Raw genomic sequence first — 16,383 nt, forward strand, 5'->3', positions numbered from 1 at the left:
CTAGCGGGCCTGGGCGCCAAGGACTTGGCGGGCGCGGGCGTCGCGGTCGTTGCGCGCGCCAACACCGGTGCGGCCGCTGCGCGCGAAGCCCTGGGCTTGTGGCTGGCCACGGCAGGCAGAGTATGGGCGGCGCTGCTGCTGATGCGGAACTTGTCCACCGCTTGGGCCAGACGCTCAGCCTGGTCCTTGAGACTCTCGGCCGCGGCGGCCGACTGCTCGACCAGGGCTGCGTTCTGCTGGGTCATCTGGTCCAGCTGGGACACGGACTGGTTCACCTGACCGATGCCGTCGCTCTGCTCGCTGGCGGCCGCGGTGATCTCTCCGATGATGTCCGTCACACGCTGCACGCTGGCGACGATATCGTTCATCGACGTGCCGGCTTCCTGCACCAGGCGGGCACCGGTCTCGACGCGCTCAACGCTGGCGCCAATCAGAGTCTTGATCTCCCGCGCCGCTTCCGCTGAGCGCTGGGCCAGGGAACGCACCTCGCCGGCCACCACCGCGAAACCGCGGCCCTGCTCGCCCGCGCGGGCCGCTTCCACCGCGGCGTTCAGCGCCAGGATATTGGTCTGGAAGGCAATGCCGTCGATCACGCCGATGATGTCGCTGATCTTCTTGGAGCTGGTGTTGATCTCGTCCATGGTCGAGACGACCTGGTTCACCACATCACCGCCCTTGGCTGCTGCCGAGAAGGCGCTGGACGCCAGTTGGTTGGCCGTGCGGGCGGAGTCGGCCGTCTGCTTGACGGTACCGGTGAGCTCCACCATCGAAGACGCGGTCTGCTGCAGATTGCCGGCGGTCTGTTCCGTGCGGCTGGACAGGTCCTGATTGCCGCTGGCAATTTCCACCGAAGCCGTGCGGATGCTGTCGGCCGAGGTGCGCAGCTGGCCCACGAGGTTCTGCAGTGAGCTCTGCATGTTCTGGAGCGAACTCATCAGGTGCGAGGCCTCATCCTCGCCCTCGACCGGCTTGGACGTCAGGGTCAGATCGCCTTTGGCGATGGCTTCCGCAAGTACCTTGGCATCGGCAAGCGGGCTGCAGATGCTGTGCATGTTCAGCAGGGTCAGCGGGACGACCACGGCAGCCGCCAGAACAAGCACCACGATGAAGGCCGTCAACACACGTCCCTGCGTGGATTCGGCGCGCTGCTGGGCCGAACCGGCTTCGTTCTCCAGAGCCGCACGCAGCTCCTCGATCAGCTTCTCGGCGGAAGCGACGTCTTCCTTGGCGCGGGACAGCAGCTTGTCGGCCACGGCCGCGTTGTCATAGCCGCCGGCTTCCAGCTGGGCCAGTACCGGCTGCGCCTTGCTGGCATAGCCGTCCAGCAGGGTGAGTACCTGAGCCATCTTGGACTTGTCGGCCCCGGACTCGCCCTGGCCGAGCTGCTTGCCGATGTCGGCAATGGTCTTGCGGCTGCCATCCCACTTGGCATGGACCTGCTTGACCACCTCAGGCTTCTCGTAATTGATGATCATGTCCTTCTCGTAACGCCGCATCTCGCCCATGGCATGGACGAGACGGGTCACGAGATTGGCTTCACGCACGGAGTTCTCGGCGAACTGCTTGGTCTGATCCCGCATGGAGTTCATGCCCAGCAGACCCACGCTGCCCACCGCCAGCAGCAGCGCCAGCACCATCGCGATCGCGCCGATCATCCGTGTGCGGATGCTGAATCGGCGTAGCAAGGCGCTCATCGTCATTGTTCTATTCCTCTACTTCGAAAAACTCTTCGCTCAATGGCGCGAGCGGCGCACCAAACTGCCCACATCAAGAATGAGGGCCACGCGGCCATCGCCCATGATGGTGGCGCCGGAGACATCGTGCACCTTGCGGTAGTTGGCCTCCAGGTTCTTCACCACCACCTGCTGCTGGCCCAGGAGCTCATCGACCAGCAAGGCCACGCGGCCACCTTCGGCCTCGACCACCACCATGATGGAGCTGACATGTTCAAAGTCGAACCGCGGGACGTTGAAGACCTGCTCGAGTTCCACCACGGGCATGTATTCGTCGCGGACCTCGACCACGCGGCCGGTGCCGGCCACAGTCTTGATGGTGCCTGACTGGACTTGGAAGGACTCGACCACCGAGCTCAGCGGCAGGATGTAGACCTCTTCACCCACGCCCACGCTCATGCCGTCCATGATGGCCAGGGTCAGGGGCAGGCGCACCGAGACCTTCATGCCATAACCTTCGGCGGAGTCGATCTCGACGGTGCCGCCCAGCGAGGTGATGTTCTTCTTCACCACATCCATGCCCACCCCGCGGCCCGACACATCGGTCACCTGGTCGGCGGTGGAGAAGCCGGGGGCAAAGATGAGGCCCCAGACATCCTGGTCGCTCATGCTGTCCGGCGCGTCGATGCCCTTCTCGCGCGCCTTCTTGATGAGCTTCTCACGGTTCAGGCCGCGGCCATCGTCGCGCACCTCGATCACGATGGAACCACCCTGATGGGACGCGACCAGGGTGATGGTGCCCTGTTCCGGCTTGCCTTTGGCCACGCGCTCGGCCGGTGTTTCGATACCGTGATCGCAGCTGTTGCGCACCAGGTGGGTCAAGGGATCGGTGATCTTCTCGACCAGACCCTTGTCCAGCTCGGTGGCCTCGCCTTGCGTGACCAGCTCCACCTTCTTGCCCAGCTTGGCCGCCAGGTCCCGAAGCATGCGCGGGAAACGGTTGAAGACTCCCGACATGGGAATCATGCGGATGGACATCACCGATTCCTGCAGGTCGCGCGTATTGCGCTCCAGATCGGCCAGTCCGGAGGCGAGTTGCTGGTACAGGCTCGGATCCACGTTGCGGCTGTTCTGGGCCAGCATGGCCTGGGTGATGACGAGCTCACCAACCAGATTGATCAGCTGATCCACCTTCTCCACGGACACGCGCAGCGTGCTCTGGTCCATGCCGCCAGCGGCGGGCTTGGCGTCGGGGCGTGCTGCAACCGGCTTGGCGGCCGTGGTGACGGCGGCACTGGGCTTGGGCGCTTCGGCGCCGCTTGCCTTGAGCTCGGTACTGGCGGAAGGGGGCACGCCTGGGGCGTCTTCAAAGAAGCCGTAGCCCGGATCCTTGTCCTTGTCTTCGGCCTGGGCCGGGGGCGCGCCGGGCGCGCCTTCGTGAAAGCCGAATCCCTGGCCCAGCGGCATCAGCTTGACTTGTTCGCGCGCCACATGGAAGGTGAACAGGTCCAGCAGATCGTTGTCCGAGCTGCTGGTCAGCACCTTGAAGCGCCGCATGCCGTCGGCGGCCTGACCCGCGTCCAGTGGCTCGATGGTTCCGAGATCAGTGATCTCCTTAAACAGCTCCACCAGATTGTTGGCAAGCTCCGGATCGGCGAGCGGCCCCACCTGCAGCTCCAGCAGGCGAGCATCGGTCTTGAGCGCTGGGGCAGCCGCAGGAGCGCTGCTCGCGACGGCGGCCGGAGCCGGTGCCGGTGCGGGGGGCGGTGCACTGCCCGCCTTGCCTTCGACATGGCCTCGGATGCTGTTGAGCAGCTCGGTGGTGTCCACGGGGTCGGCGCCCGAGCCCTGATGGCGGCCCAGCTGGGCGCGCAGCGCGTCGCCCGACTGCAGCAAGACGTCGACCATGGCCGCGGTGGGCTGCAACTCGTGACGGCGCAGCTTGTCGAGCAGGGTCTCCATCTGATGGGTGAGCTCGGCAACGTCGGAGAAGCCGAACGTCGCGGCCCCGCCCTTGATCGAGTGCGCGCAGCGGAAGATGGCGTTCAGCTCTTCGTCGTCGGCCTCATCGACATTCACGTTCAGGAGCAGCTGCTCCATATTGTCGAGGTTCTCATTGGCTTCTTCGAAAAAGACCTGGTAGAACTGGCTCAGATCAATGCCGGCACTCAGGCTTGCGCCTTCAGAGGTCATCTCTCCCATCTTTTCACTCCTCGTGGGGATGCAGACTTCAGCGGATCACCTTGCCGATCACTTCGATCAGCTTGGCCGGATCAAAGGGCTTGACCAGCCAGCCCGTGGCACCGGCGGCGCGGCCAGCCTGCTTCATCTGGTCGCTGGACTCGGTGGTCAGGATCAGGATGGGCGTGGACTTGAACTTTGGGTTGTCCCGCAGTTTCTTGGTCAGGCTGATGCCATCCATGCGCGGCATGTTCTGGTCGGTCAAGACCAGGTCAAAGTCGCGCGTGCCCGCTTTTTCCCAGGCGTCCTGCCCGTCCACCGCCTCCACCACATTGAACCCGGCGTTCTTGAGGGTGAAGGAGACCATCTGGCGCATCGAGGCCGAATCGTCCACAGCAAGGATTGAATGCATCGCTCTCTCTCCGGATAACAAGCTGATATCGGTTGAACTTTAAGAATCTTTAGAACAGTTCGACGGACCCCGCGTCCATCTCGTCCTGAGTCACGGGATTGGGGCGCAGGGGCGCAATCTCGACGACCGTTGTGCCATCTTCATCGTCGCCGAAGGTGTCTCTGGCCAGCTGGTCCTGGCAGTTGCGCAGACGCTGACTGGTATGCGCGATCAGCTGGGTTGCCATGTCCTGGAATTGCAGCGCCGTGATGGCGCCAGCAATGTGCTCCATGATCTGGTGCAGTGCCGCCCCGTCGTCGCCGCGCTCAGCGCTTAGACGCAGCAGGTGCTGGACCTGGGACGTGGCGGCGAAGAAATGGCCGGAAAGAGCCTCGCCAGCGTCATCCAGCAGGCGCTGGAGTCGCTCCAGATCATTGGTCACCGTCATCAGGTGATCCTGCAGCTCTGCCGCAGCCAAGAGGGGGAGCATGCCCGGCTCGGCAGGGGAGGTGGTTTCATTCATCGTGATCGGCGCTCCATGCTTTTTCTGTCCTCACCCGGTGCATGCGGCGCAAGTCGGGATCCAGGCCTGGACTGTGCCGCGTGTGCTTGGGATCTTCGGCATTTCTTACAAGCCTGTCGACAGGACTAGTGGCCATAAGCAGGCCTTTTTCTCGATATTTCGGTCGTCGGCCCATAATTCCCAGCCCCGGAACTCGCCCTGAGGGCATTTTGAGGGGCGCGGAGGGCGCGGCATACCTCGGGATTGCGCTTGCCGTGAGGTGTTGCACATTCTTGGCATACTCCGGTGCCATGACGATTTCAAGCGCTGATCGCCGATTGCGCGTATTGCATGTCGAGGATTCGGAGCTCGACCACCAACTGATTCTGGCCCAGCTGCGCCGCGCCGGTTTGAGCTTGGATGTGTTGCGGGTGGATACCCTGGCCGAGGTGACCCGCTGCCTGTGCGAGCCCTGGGACGCCATCATCTCGGACTACAACCTGCCGGGCTTTTCGGGGCTGGTCGTGCTGGACATGCTCAAGGAGAGTCGGCGCGTCGTGCCCTTCGTGCTGGTCTCAGGAGAGATTGGCGAGGACACCGCCGTGGCGGCGATGCGAACGGGCGCCTCTGACTATTTACTCAAGAACAATCTGGCCCGCCTGGCGCCCGCGCTGATGCACGCCATCGAGGCCAGTGAAACCCAGCGCGCCCGCCAAGAGTCGGAGCGCGAGCTGCTCAAGTCCAAGCAGCGCCTGCACGAGCTGGCGGGTCATCTGCAGACCAGTGTGGAGATGGAGCGCGCGGCCATCGCACGGGAGATCCATGACGATGTGGGCGGCTCGCTGACCGCACTCAAGTTCGATCTGGCCTGGATGGCCCGCCATGCCCAGGATGCCGCCGTGCTGCAGCGCGTGCAGTCGGCGCTGGAGACAGTCAGCAATGCCATCGAGGCCAGCCAGCGCATCATGCACAACCTGCGGCCTGCCATTCTGGAGCAGGGGCTGGTGGCGGCGGTGCAATGGATGAGCATGCGCTTCGAGCGCCGCACCGGCATCATCACCAGCATGCGGACCAGCCATGAACAGATCCAGCTGCCGCCGGGGGTGCCTCTGGTGGCTTACCGAACGGCGCAGGAGGCATTGACCAATGTCTCCAAGCATGCCAACGCCACCAAGGTCGACATAGAACTCAGCGTGGACTCGGGCGTGCTCACCCTGGAGGTCAGCGACAATGGGCAAGGACTGTCCCCCGCCGACCTGGCCAAGGCGCGGTCCTTCGGTATCCGCGGCCTGCATGAGCGCGCAGCCACCGTGGGCGGCTGGGTGGACTTGAGCAGCAACTCGCGAGGCACGAGCCTGATCCTGTCGGTCCCCCTGGAGGCGGGTGGGGCCTTGTTGGATGATGAGGAGGCGTCACACGTGACCCATGACCCTTCTGCCTGGGGCAGCGCATGATTAAAGTGATTCTCTGCGACGACCATGCGCTGATTCGCCGTGGTATTCGCGACACCCTTTCCGATGTGGCGGATATCGAGGTGATCGGGGAGGCGGGCGACTATGGCGAGTTGCGGGCACTGATGCGTCAGCCGGGCATGGACTGCGATGTGCTGGTCTTGGACATCAATATGCCCGGTCGCAGCGGCCTGGACGTGCTGCATGTGCTCAAGGATGAGGGCGCCAGCACCCGGGTGCTGATCGTCTCCATGTACCCCGAGGACCAGTACGCCATCCGAGCCCTGAAGGCAGGTGCCTTTGGCTATGTGAACAAGGGCGGCGACCCGCAGCTGCTGGTGGCTGCCGTGCGCACCGTGGCCCAGGGGCGCAAGTATGTGACGCCCGAGATCGCGCAGATGCTGGTGGAGAGCCTGACGGCCCCCACCACCGAGCAGGCTCACCAGAAGCTTTCCGACCGTGAGTTGCAGACCCTGGTCATGATTGCCTCGGGCAAGCGTCTGTCCGACATTGCCGAGGAGCTGACCCTGAGCCCCAAGACGGTCAGTGTCTACCGGGCGCGGGTGCTGGAAAAGCTGGGTCTGGCCAACAACTCCGAACTCACGGTGTACGCCATACGCAACGGCCTGGTTCAGGGCTGAAACCCCATCAATCAGGTATCGTGGGGCTCTGAGCAGGAGAGGGGTTTCTGCTCCACGATGTGACGCAGTGTCGCCACGATGCGAGTTATGGGCGAAAGCGATTCAGACCGTCATGTTTCGGAGTTGGCGCGAGCCACGCGCCCGCGCGCCAGCCCGTCCCTGGTGCGCCGTCTCACAACGCTCAATCTGGCGGTGTTGGTTCTGACCCTGCTCCTGACGGTGCTGCTGATCGCCTCATTGACTTGGAAAGCAGCCGTGCAGCGCCAGACAGATGCCGCACAGCAGGCGGCGGGTCTTCTGGCCAACAACCTGGCCTCCATGGTGGCTTTCAACGATTTGGAGGCCATGCGGGCCGAGCTCGCGGGTTTTAGCTTTCGGCCGGACCTTGTCGAGCTGCGGCTTCTTGCCGCCAACGGGCGCGTTTTGACCGAATGGCAGAGCCCCAAACTGAAGGCACAGACGGGCTTGCTTCCAGCCCCCGAAATTGAGATTCGGGAGACCATCGAGTTCAAGGGCGAAGTGCTGGGCCAGTTGCAGCTCCGTGAGCGCCTGGACATCCTGACGCGCAGCATGCTCTGGCTGAGTCTTACCGCGGGCATCGTGATTTTGCTGGCCAGCTTGGTGGCGGCCGCGGCCTCACGCTGGGTGCAGCGGCGCGCCCTGGCGCCCATTGTGGAGTTGGGTCGCCTGGCCGAGCAGGTGGCAGCACAACAAGACTACGGCCTGCGCGCGCAGGTTCATCGGCTGGATGAGGTGGGCCGCTTGGCGCAGCGTTTCAACGAGATGCTGGCCCGCATCGAGGTCGCGCAGGAGCAGATCAACCAGCGCCTGCGTCTGGAGCAGCAGGCGGGCCAGCAGTTTCAGCAGCTCGCCCATCACGACAGCCTGACCCAGCTGCCCAACCGCCTGTTCTTCCAGGGGGCCATCCGCGAGATGGTGTCTCGTGCGCAAGCGCGCCAAGGTCTGATGGGCCTGATGTTCATTTATCTCGATAACTTCAAGCACGTCAACGACAACCACGGCCATAACGCTGGCGACGAGGTGCTGAGGGTGGTGGCGCGGCGCATGTCCGCCGTGCTGCGCCGCGGGGATCTGCTGTGTCGACTCGGCGGCGACGAGTTCGCGCTGCTGCTGCCAGAGCTTAAGGACGTCACGGTGGCCGAACAGATGGCTCAGCGGCTGATCAATTCGGTTCGCGAGCCGCTGGTGGTCGGCGGCGTGCTGATGCCCGTGGGCGCGACGGTGGGCCTGGGCTTCTTTCCGACGGACGCGCAAGATGCCGATGCGCTCTTGCAAGCTGCCGACGCTGCCATGTACGCCGCCAAGCGTGCCGGCAAGAACTGCTACCGGGGGGTCTCGCATGCGCAGGGCTAGGGCTGGCGCCGGAGGGGTGATATTGGCATTCCTGGGGGCGCTGTCCATGGGAAATGTCCGTGCCGACTTCGACCCTGATCCCACTGAGCTGAGTCTCGAGCAGCTGCTGCGCCAGGGCCTGGCGGTGGAGCCCCGCGCTGTGGTGGTCACGGCCGCCTCGCGTTTTGCGCAAAGCGCCGAGCAGGCCCCGGGGCTGACCTATGTGCTCGCGGGTGAGGAGATTCGCAGCCGTGGCCTGCGCAATCTGGCGGATGTGCTGCGGCAGCTGCCTGGTCTGTACGTCACCAGCGATGGCATCTCGACCTTTGTCGGTGCGCGTGGCCTGGGGCGCCCTGCGGATCTCAATGGGCGGCTGCTCATCCTGCTTGACGGCATGCGCTTGAACGAGAACATCTATGACGCGGCGCCCGTGGCGGAGGACTTCCCCGTGGATATCGAGGCCATAGAACGCGTGGAGTTCGCGCCCGGTCCCGGCGGCGCGATGTATGGCAGCAATGCTTTCCTGGGGGTGATCAGCATCAGCACGCGTGGTGCCGGCAAGGGCGCCGGGCTGCGTCTGCACGGGAGTGTCGATTCGCAGCGAGGCCATCGCGCGGGCGCGAATTGGTCGCGTCGCCTGGCCGATGGCGCCGAGTACGGACTGGCGCTCAGCGTCTTCGATCGTCGCAACATGTTCGTGCCCATCGATGAGCCGGCATTTCAGACCCCGCTCGCCAGGCAGCTCACCTGGGAGCGCAGCAGCAAGCTCGCGGCCTTCTGGAACTGGGAGGGCTTGCAGCTGCGACTGGGCATGAGCAGCTACAACCGGGGCTCGCCGCGCGTCATGGGCCGCCAGGCTGAGCCGGAGCTCGGGCAGTCCAACGACGTCAACGACCATGGCTTTGTCCAGCTGGCCTATGAGACGCAGCTCGGCGAAGGCTGGGATGTGGGGCTGCGTTGGTCGGCCCAGGTGTTGCGCTATCGCAATGATCTACCTTTTCGGCTGGACACCGGCGAGACAGGACGCTTGCGCTTTCAGGCGCTCGGGCAGTGGCGCCATGCCGAGTTTCAGCTGGGCCGCCAGCTCGATCGTGAGCATCGCCTGAGTCTGGGCGTCGAGATTCAGGACGATGACAGGCAGGATCTGGAGTTCCGCGTCGTGGGCGACACGCCGCTGCAGAGCTATCAGCAGCAGGGGCACCGACTGGGGCTTTACGTGCAGGACGAATGGGCCCTCGCGCCCGGACATCGCTTGGTGCTGGGCATGCGGGCGGATCGAGGTGATGAAGCCGGTTCAGCGCGCTGGAATCCACGCCTTGCCTGGATCTGGACCGTTTCAGAGCGTTCCAGCCTGAGATGGACACTGGGCAGCGCCCACCGCGAGCCGAATCTGTATGAGCGCATGGTCAACAGCTTCGCCGAGCTGCCACAGCCCCGCCCCGAGCGGGTGCGTTCCATGGAATTCGCCTGGGACCACAGCCTGCCTTCGGGTCTGCGCTACAGGGCTTCGGTCTATGGATCTCAGCTGCGGCGCTTGATTGGCCTGGACGATGGAGGTTGGGCCTACATCAATGCCGATCCGGTGCGCAGCGTGGGACTGGAGTTCGGGCTGGAGCAGCGCTGGCGTGGCGGAGGACAGTTCGGCATGGCGCTTTCGCTGCAAGGCAGCCACGCGCAGTCGGGAGTGCGGCTCAGCAACTCGCCACAGGCCTTGCTGAAGCTGAACTACCGACTTCCCCTGAATGATCGCTGGTCCCTGGCCTGGCAGTTGCACAGCGTCAGTCGCAGATTGGCGCCAGCGGGAGACCTGCCGGGCTATGCGCAGCAGGATGTGCTCCTACGTTGGCAGATGGAGCCGGGGTGGGGGTTGGCCCTGGGCATACACAACCTCAGCAATGCCCGTGTTCTTGACCAGACCCGCCCCGATTCGTTCGTGACCCGGCAAGCCTCGCGCAGCTTGCGGCTTGGCTTGGAGTGGCAGCTGCAATGAGGGCGGGGCCTGCCATGACCGCCCGTGCCAGCCGCCTGGTCGCATATGCCTTGCTGACCCTGCTCGCGTGTCTGCCGAGCGCTGGCAGATCCAGCCCTCAGGAGGTGCAGCTCAAGGCGGCGTTCATCTACCGCTTCGCCCAGTTCACGGAGTGGCCGCCGCCACCGCTGCAGGAGTTCCACTACTGCATGGTGGGCGAGGAGGGGCCGCTCGCATCGGCCTTGCAGGCGATCAGCAGCAAGTCACAGGCCGGGGTGCCCGCGTTCTTCCGTCTCATCAAGTCCCCGAGCCAGGCAGAAGCGTGCCAGCTGCTGGTGCTTGTCGCCATGGATCGCCTGGACTGGCAGCGTTGGATGCGTGCGCTCAAGGATGAGCCTGTCCTGCTGGTGGGGGATTCGCCCGATGCTTTTCGCGCCGGGGCTGTCTTCACGCTGGTGCTCGAAACCAACGGACTGGCCTTTCGCGTCAACAACACCGAGGCCCGACGGCGCGGTCTGGTGCTCAGCTCTCAGGTGCTCAAGCTGGCACGGGAGGTGCGCTGAACGCCTTGTTCAGCTGAAGGCTTGCAGCAGCCGCTCCAGGGCCATGGAGAAAGGCGTCTGCATCAGCGGCAGGGTGGCCACCATACCCACCAGGCCCACGCTGACCGTCAGCGGAAAACCCACCGAGAACACATTGATCTGGGGCGCCACCCGGGAGATCACGCCCAGCACCAGGTTGACGAACATGAGCATGGTGATCAGGGGCAGGGCAATCCACAGACCGATGCGGAAGATCTCGGCGCCCCAGGTCTGCGGCTGGGCGGCACGCAGGAAGGCAAAGGGCTCCTGACCGATGGGGAATGCGTGGAAGCTCTGGATCACGGCCTGAATCAGCAGCAGATGGCCGTTGATCGCAATGAAGAGGAAGGCCACCATGGTGCCGAAGAAGCGTGAACTGGCCGTTCCCTGGCTGCCGGTGGCCGGGTCAAAGAAGCCGGCGTAGTTCAGACCCATCTGCAGCCCGATGAGCTCGCCCGCGAACTCCAGCGCGGCGAAGACCAGACGCACCGCAAAACCCATGGACAGCCCGATCAGCAGCTGTTGCGCCAGCAGCATGAGCAGCAGGGGCAGGTTGTCCAGCGGCACCACGGGCATGGCGGGCAGGGAGGGTTGGGCCGCCAGCGAGATGAAGACCGCCAGGCCCACGCGCACCCGCATGGGCATATTGCGTTGGCTGAAAACGGGCATCCCGGCCAGCAAGGCCAGCACACGGATGGTCGGCCAGAGCAGGGGTGTCAGCCACTCGAGCAGCTGGGCTTCGGTGACGCTGAACATCGGTCTGCGCGACTGTGCTGTCTCAGCGAGCGACGGCGTCCAAGCCTAGCCCACCACCTGGGGAATCGTCTGCAGCGTGCGCTGGATGTACTCCACCAGGGTGGTCATCATCCAGGGGCCTGCCACGGCCAGCACCAGCACGGCGGCGACGATCTTGGGCACGAAGGACAGGGTGGCCTCGTTGATCTGGGTCGCCGCCTGGAACACGCTGACCAGCACACCGACGGCCAGTACCACCAGCAGCACGGGGGCGGCCACCATCAGCAGCATGTACAGGCCTTGCTGGCCAAAGGTGAAGACTTGTTGTGCGTCCATGGTCTTGTATCTCGAGGCGCTATTGCGCAAAGCTCGCCGCCAGCGAGCCCAGCAGCAGATTCCAGCCGTCAGCGAGCACGAACAGCATGAGCTTGAAGGGCAGGGCGACCAGCACCGGTGACAACATCATCATGCCCAGGCTCATCAGCACGCTGGAGACGATCATGTCGATCACCAGAAAGGGGATGAAGATCAGGAAGGCGATCTGGAAGGCGCTCTTGAGCTCGCTGGTCACAAAGGCCGGCACCAGCACGCGAAAGGGCACGGCCTCGGGTTTGATGTCGCCCTCCAGCTTGGCCAGGCGCGCAAACAGGGCCACATCCGACTGGCGCGTCTGCTTGAGCATGAAGCCGCGCATGGGCGCCTCGGCGCGCTTGAGCGCCTCGTCAAAGCCGATCTGGCCCGTCGAGTAGGGCTGCCAGGCCTGCTCGTAGACCTTGTCCAGCGTGGGACTCATCACGAAGAAGGTCAGGAAGAGCGAGAGCCCGATGATCACCTGGTTGGGAGGCGCAGCCTGGGTGCCCAGCGCCTGGCGCATCAGGGACAGCACGATCACGATGCGGGTAAAGCCCGTCATCATCAGCAGCACGGCAGGCAGAAATCCCAGGGCCGTGAAGAAGAGCAGGGTCTGTATGGGGACCGAGTAGCTGCTGCCACCGGGGCCCTGGCCGATGACCAGGGGCAGGGTGGCCGGTGGCGGGTTGCTCTGCCCCAGGGCCGCGCCGGTGGCCAGCAGCAAGCTCAGGACCAGGGCGCTGCGAACGGCTTCAGGACGCATGGCCACCCCCCTCTTTGCGCAGCTTGTTCTTGAGCAACTGGGCGAACGGGGGCAGGGCCTGAGCGGCCTGGCCGATGGGGGTGTCGGCCTGCGGCGGCATCACATGCAGGGTGTTGATCTGCTGGGGGCTCACGCCCAGGACCAGCCAGCGCCGGTCTTCGCCCTGGCCGACCTCCACGGTCAGCAGGCGCTGGTTGGGCGAAATCTGCAGGGCGGCCACCGTGCGCATCTGGCCCTGGGCGCTCTGGCCGCCCAGCGGCGTGCGCTTGAGCAGCCACAGCAGGGCCGGGATCAGGGCCAGGATGGCGATGAACCAGAGTAGGGGCAGGAGGTTGCTATTGCTCATGGCCCGACCATTGTGGGTCGGCAGCGCTGGCCCCAATCGCCATTGAAAGCGCCCGTTTCGGGCCTTGGTCTCGCTTTCGCCTATCCGGGGCCGCAGAAGGCTCAGGTCTTGGAGAGGCGGCGCATGCGCTCCGAGGGCGTGACGATATCGGTCAAGCGGATGCCGAACTTGTCGTTCACCACCACCACCTCGCCCTGGGCGATCAGATAGCCGTTGACCAGCACGTCCATGGGCTCACCCGCCAGTGCATCCAGCTCCACCACCGAACCTTGGGCCAGTTGCAGGATGTTCTTGATGGGGATGCGGGTGCGCCCCAGTTCAACCGTGAGCTGGACCGGGATGTCCAGGATCATGTTGATATCGCTGTTGGGGGCATTCACCGGCGTCGGGCTGAAGCTGGCGAAGCTGGCGGGCGCCACCTGCTCCGGAGCCGGCTGCACCTCCTCGGCGACGTCGGAACTCTTGGCCTCGGCCAGCGCCGCGGCCCATTCGGCCGCCATCGCGTCCTGTTCTTCTTGGGATGGGGTGTCAGGTGACATCGCGGGCTCCCAGCCAGCCCGAATCGGGACTGGTCAGCATCTTGTCAATCTTGAGGGCGTACTTGCCATTGGAGGTGCCGTAGTGGCAGTCGAACACGGGCACGCCATCGACCTTGGCCTTGATCACGGGGTCAAGATCAAGCTCAATGAAATCACCCGGCTTGAAGGCCAGCAGCTGTTCCACCGTGGCGGGGGCCGTAGCCAGCTCGGCCACCAGCTCGACCTCCGCGGCCTGGATCTGGTGCTTGAGCAGGTTCACCCAGCGGCGATCGGGCTCGGAGGAGTCGCCAACCGTGGTCGAGTACAGCACATCGCGTATGGGCTCCAGGGTGGAGTAGGGGATGCAGAAGTAGACCGTGCCGCTGGTCTCGCCGATCTCCAGCGTGAAGCTGGTGGACACCACGATCTCGCTGGGCGTGGCGATGTTCGCGAACTGGGGCTGCATCTCGGAGCGCTGATACTCCAGCTCCAGCGGGTAGATGCCGGTCCAGGCCTTGCGGTACTCGGCCGTGATCACTTCGACCAGGCGAAGAATCACGCGCTGCTCGGTGGCGGAGAAGTCGCGGCCTTCAATGCGGGCGTGGAACTTGCCAATGCCGCCGAACAGGGAGTCGATCACCGCGAACACCAGGGTGGGGTCGCAGACGATCAGGCCCGAGCCGCGCAGCGGGCGCACCGAGACGATGTTGAAGTTGGTGGGCACCACGATCTCGCGCAGGAAGGCACTGTACTTTTGCACCTTGATGCCACCGATCGCGACCTCGGGACTCTTGCGGATGAAATTGAACAGGCCGACGCGGATATTGCGCGCGAAACGCTCGTTGATGATTTCCATCGTGGGCATGCGCCCACGCACGATACGTTCCTGGCTTGCCAGGTTGTAGTCGCGTATGCCGCCAACCTGCTCCTCCTCGGCCTCGAGCTTCTGGCTCTCACCGGTGATGCCTTGGAGCAGGGCATCGACTTCGTCTTGCGAAAGAATCTGCTGGTTCATTGCACGATGAAGCTGGAGAACAGCACATTGGTGACGGGGTTGTAGACCGGCGCGCGACGCTTCTTCTTTTTCTTCTTGGGTTCTTCGCTGCTCGCTTCCTCGTCCTCGTCCTCGATCTCAATGCCCAGAGGGCGCACCGACTCGCGCATGATCTCGCGCGCCAGCTTCTCCTTGCCCTCGCGCGAGAGCAGCTCGGCCGAGGTCTTGTAGGACAGGGTCATCAGGATATTGCTGCGTATGGCCGGCATATAGGCCTTGAGCTGGTCGGCAAACTTCGGGTCGGCCACTTCCAGGGTCACGCCCACCTGGGCAAAGCGGTCCACGTCCTTGTCGGCCAGATTGACCGTGAAGGGCTCCAGAGGCACGAAGACGGGCGGTGTACCGGGCTTGGGCGGCGCCGGGGCAGGCACATGGGCAGCCGCCTGGGCTTCTTCCTCACCTTCGCCCTCGGCGGCAGGCTTCTTCTTGAGCAGCAGCACGGCCGCAACCCCGCCCACCACCAGCACCAGCACGAGGGCGACGATGATGATGAGCTTTTTCTTGCCCCCTCCGGCGGGGGCAGCCTCGGGGGCGGCAGCGGTGGCCATGAAGACTCCTTGATCAGAGGCGGAGGGGCCCAGCCTGGCCCAACCGCTCATGCATTCCCATTATTCGCAAGCGAGGCTCGAAGCATGCATCAAAAAGCCGCCCCAAAGCATCGATGTTCATCAGGCGTAAAGATCCACCATGCCGCGCGCACGTGCGGGAGGCCTGGGTGTGCTGCTGACTGGCGGGCTGCCGGCTTCCAGCGCCTCGCCGCCGCCGCCCTCTCGTGACCGGCCGCTGCGGCTGCCTTCACCCTGCTGGGATGAGGCGCCCTCGCGCTCACGTTGTTGCTGGAAGACGCCGCCGCCACTGAGCGTCAGGCCGTTGTCGCGTAGCGCACTGGCCAGTTCGGGCAGGCTGCGTTCCAAAACCGCGCGGGTCTCGGCCTGGTCGCTCATGAAGGAAATCTGGGCCTGCTGGCCGTCCACCACGATCTGGATCTGCACCGGCCCCATCTCGGCCGGATTCAGATGCAGCTCGGCGCGCTGCACGCCCTCGCTGGTCAGCACGCTCAGGCGGGCGGCCATCTCGGGTGCAAATTCCGGGCTGTGCAGCTGCGGGCTCAGGCTCAGCACGGCAGGCGGCTGGCCGGAGGCCTCGCTGCTGCCGGTGCTGGATTGCAGCCCCTGAAGACCTTGCAGGGCTTCAAAGGGCAGGGTCTGGGCCTGCTCCAGCTTGGCGGCGAAACTCGAACGTCCGCCCTCAGTCATGCCGGCCGCCAGCTGTATCGTCCCCTGTTCCTGATCCAGGCCTGCCTGGCCCAGCGGGGTGTCCGCCGATGCAGCGGCCGACAGCTCGGGCGAGGAGGACTGGCCGGCCTTGTCCAGGCCTTCAAGCCCGGTGCTCAGGCCTGCGCTGCGGCGCGTGCCGGGCTCAACCGGTACTGCACTGTCGGTCGCCGAACCAGTCTGGTCCGTCCCCACCAGAGCGGCATCCTGCAATGCAGGATCGAGCGCGGTGGCGCTGCCCCATCCCACCGGCGTCGGCGCCGGGTTCAGGCTCTGGCCGGAGGCCGCCAGCATGGCGGCCAGTGCCCCATCCGGGCCTGGGTTGGCGGTATTGGCCAGCTCGCGATCTTCAGCGGCGGGCTTGCTGCTGGCTTCGCCCAGGCTGCGCGAGCCCGGCTCGGCCGCGCTGTCCTTCTGGGTGCGGGCGCGGGCGCGCTGCTCTGCCTCGTTCGCGCCCTGAGCGGTCTTGGCGGTGCCGGTGTTCGCGCCCTGCGGCTTGCGGCCGGCCGACTCGTTGCTGCGGGATGCGGCGCGGGACTCAGCCGGCTTGCTCTCGGGCTCACGAGACTCGGCCGGTCGTGGTGCGGGGCTGGGCCGGGA

17 protein-coding genes are annotated in these 16,383 nt (G+C 64.9%); 5 read left to right on the forward strand and 12 right to left on the reverse strand.

All coding sequences use genetic code 11. The annotated features are described in order from the left end of the window. The 4 genes from ACK5F2_RS09675 to ACK5F2_RS09690 all read right to left on the reverse strand — a co-directional run. A partial coding sequence (locus tag ACK5F2_RS09675) for a methyl-accepting chemotaxis protein (protein ID WP_409864346.1) occupies positions 1–1,700 on the reverse strand: 1,700 nt, incomplete at its 3' end. A gap of 33 nt (positions 1,701–1,733) precedes the next feature. Continuing rightward, positions 1,734–3,875, reverse strand: a complete 2,142-nt coding sequence (locus ACK5F2_RS09680) for a chemotaxis protein CheA (RefSeq protein WP_409864347.1) — start codon at positions 3,873–3,875, stop codon at positions 1,734–1,736. 28 nt (positions 3,876–3,903) lie between these two features. Continuing rightward, entirely contained in the window at positions 3,904–4,266 is a 363-nt protein-coding gene (locus tag ACK5F2_RS09685) for a response regulator (RefSeq protein ID WP_133605282.1), read from the reverse strand. A gap of 49 nt (positions 4,267–4,315) precedes the next feature. Then, the gene (locus ACK5F2_RS09690; RefSeq protein ID WP_409864349.1) at positions 4,316–4,768 is read right to left on the reverse strand and encodes a hypothetical protein; all 453 of its coding nucleotides are present in this window, start codon (positions 4,766–4,768) and stop codon (positions 4,316–4,318) included. Between the two features lie 290 nt (positions 4,769–5,058). Between ACK5F2_RS09690 and ACK5F2_RS09695 the strand changes: the two genes are divergently transcribed. From ACK5F2_RS09695 to ACK5F2_RS09715, 5 genes are all read left to right on the forward strand, one after another. Beyond that, the gene (locus tag ACK5F2_RS09695; protein WP_409864351.1) at positions 5,059–6,201 is read left to right on the forward strand and encodes a response regulator; all 1,143 of its coding nucleotides are present in this window, start codon (positions 5,059–5,061) and stop codon (positions 6,199–6,201) included. Then, on the forward strand, positions 6,198–6,839 hold the full coding sequence (locus ACK5F2_RS09700) for a response regulator (RefSeq protein WP_409864352.1): 642 nt from the start codon (positions 6,198–6,200) through the stop codon (positions 6,837–6,839). The genes ACK5F2_RS09695 and ACK5F2_RS09700 overlap by 4 nt, the downstream gene beginning before the upstream one ends. Before the next feature lie 162 nt (positions 6,840–7,001). Next, a complete protein-coding gene (locus tag ACK5F2_RS09705) occupies positions 7,002–8,213 on the forward strand; it encodes a diguanylate cyclase domain-containing protein (RefSeq protein WP_409864353.1) in 1,212 nt (403 codons plus the stop codon). A gap of 46 nt (positions 8,214–8,259) precedes the next feature. Continuing rightward, complete coding sequence (locus ACK5F2_RS09710; protein ID WP_409864354.1) at positions 8,260–10,182, forward strand: TonB-dependent receptor plug domain-containing protein; 1,923 nt, start codon at positions 8,260–8,262, stop codon at positions 10,180–10,182. 50 nt (positions 10,183–10,232) lie between these two features. Further along, complete coding sequence (locus ACK5F2_RS09715) at positions 10,233–10,724, forward strand: YfiR family protein (protein WP_409864355.1); 492 nt, start codon at positions 10,233–10,235, stop codon at positions 10,722–10,724. Positions 10,725–10,733: 9 nt separating this feature from the next. Here ACK5F2_RS09715 and fliR read toward each other — a convergent pair whose 3' ends face one another. The 8 genes from fliR to ACK5F2_RS09755 all read right to left on the reverse strand — a co-directional run. Beyond that, a complete protein-coding gene (fliR, locus tag ACK5F2_RS09720; RefSeq protein WP_409864356.1) occupies positions 10,734–11,498 on the reverse strand; it encodes a flagellar biosynthetic protein FliR in 765 nt (254 codons plus the stop codon). A gap of 45 nt (positions 11,499–11,543) precedes the next feature. Next, the gene (fliQ, locus tag ACK5F2_RS09725; protein WP_133605288.1) at positions 11,544–11,813 is read right to left on the reverse strand and encodes a flagellar biosynthesis protein FliQ; all 270 of its coding nucleotides are present in this window, start codon (positions 11,811–11,813) and stop codon (positions 11,544–11,546) included. A gap of 19 nt (positions 11,814–11,832) precedes the next feature. Next, a complete protein-coding gene (gene fliP, locus ACK5F2_RS09730) occupies positions 11,833–12,591 on the reverse strand; it encodes a flagellar type III secretion system pore protein FliP (protein WP_409864357.1) in 759 nt (252 codons plus the stop codon). Further along, positions 12,581–12,937, reverse strand: coding sequence for a FliO/MopB family protein (locus ACK5F2_RS09735; protein ID WP_409864358.1), 357 nt, complete (start codon positions 12,935–12,937; stop codon positions 12,581–12,583). Before ACK5F2_RS09735 ends, fliP begins: the two co-directional genes overlap by 11 nt. A gap of 101 nt (positions 12,938–13,038) precedes the next feature. Continuing rightward, positions 13,039–13,476, reverse strand: coding sequence for a flagellar motor switch protein FliN (gene fliN, locus ACK5F2_RS09740; protein WP_409864359.1), 438 nt, complete (start codon positions 13,474–13,476; stop codon positions 13,039–13,041). Beyond that, on the reverse strand, positions 13,466–14,470 hold the full coding sequence (fliM, locus tag ACK5F2_RS09745) for a flagellar motor switch protein FliM (protein ID WP_409864360.1): 1,005 nt from the start codon (positions 14,468–14,470) through the stop codon (positions 13,466–13,468). The genes fliN and fliM overlap by 11 nt, the downstream gene beginning before the upstream one ends. Then, positions 14,467–15,057 carry a flagellar basal body-associated protein FliL gene (gene fliL, locus ACK5F2_RS09750; RefSeq protein WP_409864361.1) on the reverse strand — a complete coding sequence of 197 codons (591 nt, stop codon included), beginning with the start codon at positions 15,055–15,057 and terminating at the stop codon, positions 14,467–14,469. The genes fliM and fliL overlap by 4 nt, the downstream gene beginning before the upstream one ends. 120 nt (positions 15,058–15,177) lie before the next feature. Beyond that, positions 15,178–16,383: flagellar hook-length control protein FliK (locus ACK5F2_RS09755; RefSeq protein ID WP_409864363.1), on the reverse strand; the 1,206-nt coding region annotated here is incomplete at its 5' end.

Source organism: Roseateles sp., assembly GCF_046300915.1.
Lineage (GTDB): Bacteria > Pseudomonadota > Gammaproteobacteria > Burkholderiales > Burkholderiaceae_C > Kinneretia.

Coding starts and splice junctions, on each gene's coding strand:
- ACK5F2_RS09680 (WP_409864347.1), bottom strand. CDS start 3,875: ATGGGAGAGATGACCTCTGAAGGCGCAAGCCTGAGTGCCGGCATTGAT.
- ACK5F2_RS09685 (WP_133605282.1), bottom strand. CDS start 4,266: ATGCATTCAATCCTTGCTGTGGACGATTCGGCCTCGATGCGCCAGATG.
- ACK5F2_RS09690 (WP_409864349.1), bottom strand. CDS start 4,768: ATGAATGAAACCACCTCCCCTGCCGAGCCGGGCATGCTCCCCCTCTTG.
- ACK5F2_RS09695 (WP_409864351.1), top strand. CDS start 5,059: ATGACGATTTCAAGCGCTGATCGCCGATTGCGCGTATTGCATGTCGAG.
- ACK5F2_RS09700 (WP_409864352.1), top strand. CDS start 6,198: ATGATTAAAGTGATTCTCTGCGACGACCATGCGCTGATTCGCCGTGGT.
- ACK5F2_RS09710 (WP_409864354.1), top strand. CDS start 8,260: ATGGGAAATGTCCGTGCCGACTTCGACCCTGATCCCACTGAGCTGAGT.
- fliR (WP_409864356.1), bottom strand. CDS start 11,498: ATGTTCAGCGTCACCGAAGCCCAGCTGCTCGAGTGGCTGACACCCCTG.
- fliQ (WP_133605288.1), bottom strand. CDS start 11,813: ATGGACGCACAACAAGTCTTCACCTTTGGCCAGCAAGGCCTGTACATG.
- fliP (WP_409864357.1), bottom strand. CDS start 12,591: ATGCGTCCTGAAGCCGTTCGCAGCGCCCTGGTCCTGAGCTTGCTGCTG.
- ACK5F2_RS09735 (WP_409864358.1), bottom strand. CDS start 12,937: ATGAGCAATAGCAACCTCCTGCCCCTACTCTGGTTCATCGCCATCCTG.
- fliN (WP_409864359.1), bottom strand. CDS start 13,476: ATGTCACCTGACACCCCATCCCAAGAAGAACAGGACGCGATGGCGGCC.
- fliM (WP_409864360.1), bottom strand. CDS start 14,470: ATGAACCAGCAGATTCTTTCGCAAGACGAAGTCGATGCCCTGCTCCAA.
- fliL (WP_409864361.1), bottom strand. CDS start 15,057: ATGGCCACCGCTGCCGCCCCCGAGGCTGCCCCCGCCGGAGGGGGCAAG.